Here is a 9880-nt window from a genome sequence, read left to right as displayed (position 1 = left end):
ATCCGGCGGGGCCTTTTTGTGTCTTCAGCAAAATGGCAGGCGCTTATTCTGCGCCTTCGCTTGCTTCGGGGTTCAGATATTCGCCTGCATCGGCATCGGTCCCGTGGGTTTCGCCTTCAACCGCAGCGAGCGGATCGGCAAAGCCGGCCGCTTCCGGGCCCTGGGCCAGTTCCGCGGCGTGCTCTTCGGCGGCGCTATCGGGTGCGATAAGCGCTTCCTGGAGCTTGCGGTACTGGGCCCGCAGCGCAGCATCGCGGCTGGTGGCGGCAACCCGCAGGCGGTTCATGCCGGCCCCGGTGCCGGCCGGAATCAGGCGGCCAACGATGACGTTTTCCTTGAGCCCGATCAGGCTGTCTCGCTTGCCTTCCACGGCCGCTTGCGTGAGTACACGGGTGGTTTCCTGGAACGAAGCAGCCGAGATGAACGAACGCGTCTGGAGCGAAGCCTTGGTGATGCCCAGCAGCACCGGCTTGCCCACCGCTGGTGCCTGACCTGGCGCCAGCTTGGAGTTGTATTCGTCCATTTCCTCGCGATCGACCTGTTCGGCGGCCAGCAGCACAGTGTCGCCGCCATCGGTGATTTCAACCTTCTGCAGCATCTGGCGAACGATCACCTCGATGTGCTTGTCGTTGATTTTCACGCCCTGCAAACGGTACACTTCCTGGATTTCGGCGCAGAGATATTCGGCCAACGCTTCCACACCAAGCACCTCAAGGATGTCGTGCGGATTGGGTGAACCGGAAATCAGGTTATCACCCTTCTTGACCCAATCGCCCTCCTGAACGTCGATCACCTTGGACTTGGCGATCAGATATTCCACCGGATCGCCCTCTTCCGGGATGATCGCGATCTTGCGCTTCGCCTTGTAATCGCGAACGAATTCGATCCGGCCGCTGATCTTGGCGATGATCGAATTGTCCTTGGGGATGCGGGCCTCGAACAGTTCGGCAACACGCGGCAGACCGCCGGTGATGTCGCGAGTCTTGGCGGCTTCGCGGCTGGCACGGGCCACCACGTCACCGGCTTCGACCATCTGGCCATCTTCAACCGAAAGCGTTGCGCCCGGTGCCAGCATGTACCGCGCAGCTTCGCCCGAGCTTTCATCAAGCAGGGTCAAGCGCGGCCGCAGGTCTTCCTTCTTCGAGCGGCTGGCCGAGCGATTTTCGGTGATCAGCTTGCTCGACATGCCGGTGGCATCGTCGGTCTGTTCGGTCAGCGTCTTGCCGTCGATCAGATCCTGGTACTTCACCACACCCGATTTCTCGGTGATGATCGGCGTGGTGAACGGATCCCATTCTGCCAGCCGTTCGCCTTCCTTGATGGTCGCGCCGTCTACGTGCAACAGGTGGGTCCCGTAGGGCACCTTATGCATCGCACGTTCGCGGCCTTCGTTATCCATGACCACGATTTCGCCGCTGCGCGCTAGGCTGAGCCGGCGGCCGCGCTTGTCGGTGATGGTCAGGATATCGCGATAGACCACGGTCCCGTCGCACAGTGCTTCAAGGTGCGATTGCTCGTTGACCTGCGCGGCCCCGCCGATGTGGAAGGTACGCATGGTCAGCTGGGTGCCGGGTTCACCGATTGACTGTGCGGCGATAACGCCAACAGCTTCACCGATGTTGACCGGGGTCCCGCGGGCCAGATCGCGGCCATAGCAGGTTGCGCAAACGCCCTGTTCGGCTTCGCAGATCAGCGGTGAACGGATCCGCACGGCCTGAACGCCCGATTCCTCGACCGCCAGGGTTGCCGCTTCATCAAGTAGCGTCCCGTTGGGCATGATGACATTGCCTTCCTTGTCGGCAATGTCTTCGGCCAGGGTCCGCCCCAGGATGCGTTCGCCCAGCGAGGCAATGGTGCTGCCGCCCTGAACAATCGCCCGCATTTCCAGCGCGCGTTCGGTTCCGCAATCTTCGATCACCACTACGCAGTCCTGCGACACATCGACCAGACGGCGGGTCAGATAGCCTGAGTTTGCAGTCTTGAGCGCAGTATCAGCCAGGCCCTTGCGGGCGCCGTGGGTGGAGTTGAAGTATTCAAGAACGGTCAGACCTTCCTTGAAGTTCGAGATGATCGGGGTTTCGATGATTTCGCCCGAAGGCTTGGCCATCAGCCCGCGCATACCCGCCAGCTGCTTCATCTGGGTTGGCGAACCACGTGCGCCCGAATGGCTCATCATGTAGATCGAATTGACCTGACGCTGGCGGCCCGTTTCCGGGTCGATCGGGCTGGCCTTGATCTCTTCCATCATGGCGTTGGCCACCTGATCGCCGCAGCGGCTCCAGGCGTCGATCACCTTGTTGTACTTTTCCTGCTGGGTGATCAGGCCGTCCTGGTACTGCTGTTCATAGTCAGCCACCAGATCCTTGGTTTCGGCAACCAGCGCATCCTTGCTGTCGGGGATGATCATATCGTCCTTGCCAAACGAGATCCCCGCCTTGAAGGCGTTGCGGAAGCCCAGGCTCATGATCGCATCGGCGAACAGTACGGTCTCTTTCTGGCCGGTGTGGCGATAGACCTGATCGATCACATCGCCGATTTCCTTCTTGGTCAGCAGCTTGTTGACCACATCGAAGGGCACGGTGTGCGATTTGGGCAGGCATTCGCCGATCAGCATGCGGCCCGGGGTGGTTTCATAGCGAACCATCCGTTCAACCTTGTCTTCACCGGTTTGCGGCACGCGGGCGATAACCTTGGAGTGCAAGGTTACGGCACCGGCATCAAGGGCATGGTGCACTTCGGCCATATCGGCCAGCAGCATGCCTTCGCCCGGCTCACCCACGCGGTCCATCGAAAGATAATAGAGACCAAGCACCATATCCTGCGAAGGAACGATGATCGGCTTGCCATTGGCGGGGCTGAGGATGTTGTTGGTGGACATCATCAGTACGCGGGCTTCAAGCTGGGCTTCCAGGCTAAGCGGCACGTGGACCGCCATCTGATCGCCATCAAAGTCGGCGTTGAAGGCCGAGCAGACCAGCGGGTGCAGCTGGATGGCCTTGCCCTCGATCAGCACGGGTTCGAATGCCTGGATGCCCAGACGGTGCAAGGTCGGGGCGCGGTTCAGCAGAACCGGGTGTTCACGGATCACTTCGTCCAGGATATCCCAGACTTCCTTGCGTTCCTTTTCAACCCACTTTTTGGCCTGCTTGAGGGTCATCGAAAGACCCTTGGCATCAAGCCGCGCATAGATGAACGGCTTGAACAGTTCGAGCGCCATCTTCTTGGGCAGCCCGCACTGGTGCAGTTTCAATTCCGGCCCGGTGACGATCACGCTGCGGCCCGAATAGTCAACGCGCTTGCCCAGCAGGTTCTGGCGGAACCGGCCCTGCTTGCCCTTGAGCATATCGGAAAGTGATTTCAGCGGACGCTTGTTGGCGCCGGTGATCACGCGGCCGCGGCGGCCGTTGTCGAACAGCGCGTCAACGGCTTCCTGCAGCATGCGCTTTTCGTTGCGCACGATGATGTCAGGCGCGCGCAGTTCGATCAGGCGCTTCAGGCGGTTGTTGCGGTTGATTACGCGGCGATAGAGATCGTTGAGATCCGACGTCGCAAAGCGGCCGCCATCAAGCGGCACCAGCGGGCGCAGCTCTGGCGGGATAACCGGCACAACTTCAAGGATCATCCATTCGGGGCGGTTGCCCGATTCGATGAAGCTTTCAACCACCTTCAGCCGCTTGATGATCTTCTTGGGCTTCAGTTCCGATTTGGTTTCGGAAAGCTCCTTGAGCAGGTCTTCCTTTTCCTGTTCAAGGTCGAGGCTCATCAGCATGTGCTTGACCGCCTCGGCGCCGATCCCGGCCGAGAACGCGTCTTCGCCGTACTCGTCCTGGTATTCGTAAAGCTCGTCTTCGGTCAGCGTCTGGTACTTTTCGAGCGGGGTCAGGCCCGGCTCGATCACAACATAGCTTTCGAAATAGAGGATCCGCTCAAGGATCTTGAGCTGCATGTCGAGCAGCAGACCGATGCGCGAAGGCAGCGATTTGAGGAACCAGATGTGCGCAACCGGCGCGGCCAGTTCGATGTGGCCCATGCGTTCGCGCCGAACCTTGGTGACGGTAACTTCAACACCGCACTTTTCGCAGACTACGCCCTTGTACTTCATGCGCTTGTACTTGCCGCACAGGCACTCGTAATCCTTCACCGGGCCGAAGATGCGCGCGCAGAACAGGCCATCGCGCTCGGGCTTGAAGGTCCGGTAGTTGATCGTTTCGGGCTTCTTGATTTCGCCGAACGACCACGAGCGGATGCGCTCGGGGCTGGCGATGCCAATCTGGATCTGGTCGAAAGTTTCGGGCTTCGCGATCTGGTTCGTGAATTTGGACAGGTCGTTCATTTTTCAATCCCTCTGTGGGGTGAATGTGTTGGGCGGGGCAGGGACGAGGCGGGCCGTGATGGCCCGCCCGATCCGTTATTCCGCGGCCTCCGCGAGATCGTCGCCTTCGTTCTCATCGGTTAGAGACGACAGCTCGACGTTGAGGCCGAGGCTGCGCATTTCCTTGACGAGCACGTTGAAGCTTTCGGGAATGCCGGCTTCGAAGGTATCGTCACCCTTGACGATCGCTTCGTAAACCTTGGTGCGGCCGACCACGTCATCCGATTTCACCGTCAGCATTTCCTGCAACGTATAGGCAGCGCCGTAAGCCTGGAGTGCCCAGACTTCCATTTCCCCGAAGCGCTGGCCGCCGAACTGCGCCTTGCCGCCCAGCGGTTGCTGGGTAACGAGGGAGTAGGGGCCGATCGAACGGGCGTGGATCTTGTCGTCAACAAGGTGATGCAGCTTCAGCACGTACTTGCAGCCCACGGTGACCTTGCGGTCAAACGCGGTGCCGGTGCGTCCGTCATAAAGCGTGACCTGTCCTGATGTGTCGAGCCCGGCCTTTTCCAGCATGGCGGTAACATCGGCTTCGACAGCACCATCGAACACGGGCGAACCCATCGGCACGCCAGCGCGAACGCTTTCTGCCAGTTCAACCAGCTCGTCAGCAGTGCGGCTGGAGATATCTTCGGCATAGTTGGAGCCATAGATATCAAGCAGCAATTCGCGCAAGGCTTCGGGCGGCTGCCCTGCGGCCGGGTTCGGATTGGCTTCACGCCAGGCATCCAGCGCTGCGCCAATCTTCATGCCAAGCCCGCGTGCAGCCCAGCCCAGGTGGGTTTCGAAGATCTGGCCCACGTTCATACGGCTGGGCACGCCCAACGGGTTGAGCACGAAATCGACCGGGGTGCCATCGTCGAGGAAGGGCATGTCTTCCTGCGGCAGAATCCGGCTGATGATACCCTTGTTGCCGTGGCGCCCAGCCATCTTGTCGCCCGGCTGCAGCTTGCGCTTCACCGCGACGAAAACCTTGACCATCTTGAGCACGCCGGGGGCAAGTTCATCACCGCGTTCCAGCTTGTCCTTGCGATCCTCGAACTTCTCCTGGATCGCCTTTACGGTCTCGTCGTACTGGGCTTTGACGGCTTCGAGCTGGCCCTGGACCTTGTCATCGGCCACGGCGAACTTCCACCATTCGTGACGCTCTACTTCACCCAGGTTTTCCTCGGTGATGGTATCGCCCTTCTTGAAGCCCTTGGGTGCGGCGCCCGCAACCTGGCCCACCAGCATATCGCGCAGGCGGTTGTAGGTGGCGCGGTTCAGAATGCCGCGTTCGTCTTCGCGATCCTTGGCAAGGCGTTCGATTTCCTCGTTCTGGATCTGGCGCGCACGGTCATCGATTTCGATCCCGTGGCGGTTGAATACGCGCACATCGACAATCGTTCCAGCCACGCCCGGCGGCAGCCGCAGCGAGGTATCGCGAACGTCCGAAGCCTTTTCACCGAAGATTGCGCGAAGCAGCTTTTCTTCAGGGGTCATCGGGCTTTCGCCCTTCGGCGTGATCTTGCCGACCAGGATATCGCCTGGATGCACTTCGGCGCCGATGTAGATGATGCCGGCTTCGTCGAGGCTGCGCAGCGCTTCCTCGCCCACGTTGGGAATATCGCGGGTGATGTCTTCGGGCCCAAGCTTGGTATCGCGGGCCATGACTTCAAATTCCTCGATGTGGATCGAGGTGAAGACGTCTTCCTTGACGATGCGTTCGCTGATCAGGATCGAATCTTCGTAGTTGTAGCCATTCCACGGCATGAACGCGACCAGCACGTTGCGGCCCAGCGCCAGTTCGCCCAGCTCGGTCGAAGGACCATCGGCGATGATCTGACCGGTTTCGATCACATCGCCCACCTTCACCAGCGGACGCTGGTTGATGCAGGTTGACTGGTTAGACCGTTCGAACTTTTGCAGGCGATAGATATCAACGCCCGATTGGCCGGCTTCGATATCGCCCGATGCGCGGATCACGATCCGGGTGGCGTCAACCTGATCGACAATCCCGGCGCGCAGCGCGCCGATTGCCGCGCCCGAATCGCGGGCCACGGTTTCTTCCATCCCGGTGCCGACAAACGGCGCTTCGGCGCGAACCAGCGGCACGGCCTGGCGCTGCATGTTCGATCCCATCAGCGCGCGGTTGGCGTCGTCGTTTTCCAGGAATGGAATCAGCGATGCGGCAACCGAAACCAGCTGCTTGGGGCTGACGTCCATCAGCGTTACGTGATCGCGCGGGGCCATAACGAATTCGCCGGCTTCGCGGGCTGAAACCAGTTCCTCAACGAATGAGCCGTCCTTGCTGAGCTCAGCCGAGGCCTGGGCCACGGTGTGCTTCTGTTCTTCCATTGCCGAAAGATAGATCACTTCGCCGGTGACCTTCTGGTCGATCACCTTGCGGTACGGGGTTTCGATAAACCCGTACTTGTTGACACGGGCAAAAGTGGACAGCGAGTTGATCAGCCCGATGTTCGGGCCTTCAGGCGTTTCGATCGGGCAGATCCGGCCATAGTGGGTCGGGTGAACGTCGCGGACTTCGAAGCCTGCGCGCTCACGGGTAAGCCCGCCCGGCCCAAGTGCCGAAACGCGGCGCTTGTGGGTAACTTCGGACAGCGGGTTGGTCTGATCCATGAACTGCGAAAGCTGGCTTGAGCCAAAGAATTCGCGGACTGCAGCCACTGCGGGCTTGGCGTTGATCAGATCGTTGGGCATCACGGTCGAAACATCGACCGAGCTCATCCGTTCCTTGACTGCGCGTTCCATCCGCAGCAGGCCGACGCGGTACTGGTTTTCCAGCAGCTCGCCCACCGAACGGACGCGGCGGTTGCCCAGGTTGTCGATGTCATCGACATCGCCCTTGCCGTCCTTCAGGTTCACCAGCTCCTTGACCACGGCGAGGATATCTTCGCTGCGCAGGGTGGTGTGGGTGTCTTCGGCATCAAGCGCCAGACGCATGTTGAGCTTGACCCGGCCCACGGCCGAAAGGTCATAGCGATCGGCATCGAAGAACAGACCTTCGAACAGCGCTTCGGCGGTTTCGCGCGTCGGCGGTTCACCTGGGCGCATTACCCGATAGATATCAGCCAGGGCGTGATCACGGTCTTCCGATTTGTCAGCCTTAAGCGTGTTGCGGATCCACGGACCGGTCGAAGTGTGATCGATATCGAGCAGATCAAGTTGATCGATCCCGGCGTTGTCGAGCGCTTCGAGGCTTTCCGGTGAAACTTCGTCACCGGCTTCAATCCAGATCCGGCCGGTCTTTTCGTCGATCAGATCAACCGCCGAATAGCGACCAAAGATTTCCTCGGTCGGGATCAGCAGTTCGGCCAGGCCATCCTTTTCGGCCTTGCTGGCGGCACGCGGGCTGATCTTGGTGCCAGCCGGGAAGATCACTTCGCCGCTTTTGGCATCGACAATATCAAAGGCCGGCTTTGAACCACGCCATTGATCGGCAGCATAGGGCAAACACCAGCCGCCGCCCTGGATATTACTTCCGCCGCGCTTCCACAACACCTTGTCATAGAAGAAATCGAGGATTTCTTCCGAATTGAGGCCCAGCGCATGCAGCAGCGCGGTAACCGGCAGCTTGCGCTTGCGATCGATCCGGACGTTGACGATATCCTTGGCGTCGAATTCGAAATCGAGCCACGAACCGCGGTAGGGAATGACGCGGGCGGCAAACAGATACTTGCCGCTTGAATGGGTTTTGCCGCGATCATGATCGAACAGCACGCCGGGTGAACGGTGCATCTGCGAAACGATCACGCGTTCGGTGCCATTGATGATGAAGGTGCCGTTCTCGGTCATCAGCGGCATGTCGCCCATGTAGACGTCCTGCTCCTTGATATCGAGCACCGAGCGGGTTTCGGTTTCGGTATCCACCTCGAACACGATCAAGCGCAGCGTAACCTTCATCGGCGCGGCATAGGTGATCCCGCGCTGGCGGCATTCGGTGGTGTCGTACTTGGGGTCTTCCAGCACATAGTGCACGAAATCGAGTTCGCTGGTCCCGGCAAAATCGCGGACCGGAAAGACCGAGCGCAAGGTTTTTTCCAGACCAGAGACATAGCCGATCGCCGGGTTCGAACGCAGGAACTGCTCGTACGATTCGCGCTGAACCTCGATCAGGTTCGGCATCTTCACCACTTCGTGGATATCGCCGAAGATCTTGCGGATGCGCCGCTTTGCACTGACGCGAACGCCGCCGGCAGGAATGGAAGGCTTCTTGGCCATGGGAGGGTCTTGCCTCTTTCAATAGTGCCGGGCCAGAATCAACTTCTGACTCCCCGGCAGGAATAATGCCACGCGCGTGGATGGCGCCATCAAACGAGAAAAGGCCGCCCAATCCAAATGGAAAAGGAGGGCAGCGCCCCCCAATGGAAGCGGCCCGCAGCCTTCGCGTCAGATGGATAACCCGCCGCTTCCTTCCGTGCCTGGCCCCCGCGCATGGGCCCTGCTTGCTCGAAACAATGGGTGAGGCGCGCATATAGGTAGGGGCTGACCGATTGTCAAACGGAGTGAGGCGCAATGCGGCGCGTTTCTGGGCTTTCCGATAATCGACGTGCCATATATCGAAAAACGATAATATCATTTGACTGGTTGCGCGACTCGGATTATTGAATATCGATATCAACCATATCGGAGTTCAACAAATGACCAATCGCAATCGCCCGCTCGCCACGATATTCGCGGCCGCCATGTTTGCCGCTTTGTGGCTGCCCACGCTGGCTATGCCGGCCACCACTGTCGCAGCCACGCTGGCCTGATCGGCAAAGCCAAGGAGATAGTGTGATGGATACCGCCCCAAAAGATCCCTTGCTCGGATCCGCCAAAGTGCTGATCGTTTTGACGCAGATCACCATCATCTTCGCGATGGTGATGATCGGTATCGGCATCGGCGCCATGCTCAGCGTCTCGCAAGCCGAGGTGCTGAAACAAATCACCAATGCCGGCGCCCCCGAATTCAGCTTTGGCCTGCTGGTTGGTTTCATGGCACTGGTGATGGTTCTGCTGGGACTGGCCCACAAGTTCTTCAGCCAGCTTTCGGGCATCATCGACTCGGTAAAGGAAGGCGAACCATTCCGCGCTGACAATGCCGACCGGCTGACCCGCATGGGCTGGATTTCGGTGATAGTGCACGGTACTGCCCTTGTCCTGGCCGGTATTGCCAAATGGTTTGCGCCTTACCTTGAGCAGGCTGGCCACGATGCCGAGCTGGGCTTCGATGTCGAGCTGACTGGCGTGCTGCTGACCATTATTCTGTTCATTCTGGCCCGGGTATTCCGCCGCGGCGCTGAAATGCGTGAAGAGCTGGAAGGGACCGTGTGATGCCGATCCCAGCACCGCGCACCGCCGAAGGCCGAATCAGCGTCAAACTCGACGACCTCCTCTACGCCCGGCGCATGACGCTGACCGATCTGGCTGCTCGCGTCGATATCACGCTGGCCAACCTCTCGATCCTGAAAACCGGCAAGGCCAAGGCCATCCGCTTTTCCACGCTGGAGGCGATCTGCCGCGAAC

General features: G+C 59.8%; 4 protein-coding genes. 2 read left to right on the top strand and 2 right to left on the bottom strand.

The window, feature by feature from the left end; translation table 11 throughout:
• Positions 1 to 43 precede the first annotated feature (43 nt).
• Complete coding sequence (gene rpoC / locus ABL914_RS13180) at positions 44 to 4333, bottom strand: DNA-directed RNA polymerase subunit beta' (RefSeq protein WP_391563648.1); 4290 nt, start codon at positions 4331 to 4333, stop codon at positions 44 to 46.
• A 75-nt stretch (positions 4334 to 4408) separates the two neighbouring features.
• Entirely contained in the window at positions 4409 to 8593 is a 4185-nt protein-coding gene (rpoB, locus tag ABL914_RS13175; RefSeq protein ID WP_391563647.1) for a DNA-directed RNA polymerase subunit beta, read from the bottom strand.
• A 558-nt stretch (positions 8594 to 9151) separates the two neighbouring features.
• Here rpoB and ABL914_RS13170 point away from each other — a divergent pair.
• Positions 9152 to 9688 (top strand): DUF2975 domain-containing protein, encoded by a 537-nt coding sequence (locus ABL914_RS13170; protein ID WP_391563646.1) that lies wholly within the window; start codon positions 9152 to 9154, stop codon positions 9686 to 9688.
• The coding region (locus ABL914_RS13165) for a helix-turn-helix domain-containing protein (RefSeq protein ID WP_391563645.1) at positions 9688 to 9880 on the top strand (193 nt) is incomplete at its 3' end. The genes ABL914_RS13170 and ABL914_RS13165, both read left to right, overlap by 1 nt.

The organism is Novosphingobium sp. (assembly GCF_040079535.1).
GTDB lineage: Bacteria > Pseudomonadota > Alphaproteobacteria > Sphingomonadales > Sphingomonadaceae > Novosphingobium.
This window is presented reverse-complemented; position numbering and strand designations above follow the sequence as displayed.

Excerpts from the sequence above, each read along its gene's own strand:
- rpoC (WP_391563648.1), bottom strand. The coding sequence starts at position 4,333 with ATGAACGACCTGTCCAAATTCACGAACCAGATCGCGAAGCCCGAAACT.
- rpoB (WP_391563647.1), bottom strand. The coding sequence starts at position 8,593 with ATGGCCAAGAAGCCTTCCATTCCTGCCGGCGGCGTTCGCGTCAGTGCA.
- ABL914_RS13170 (WP_391563646.1), top strand. The coding sequence starts at position 9,152 with ATGGATACCGCCCCAAAAGATCCCTTGCTCGGATCCGCCAAAGTGCTG.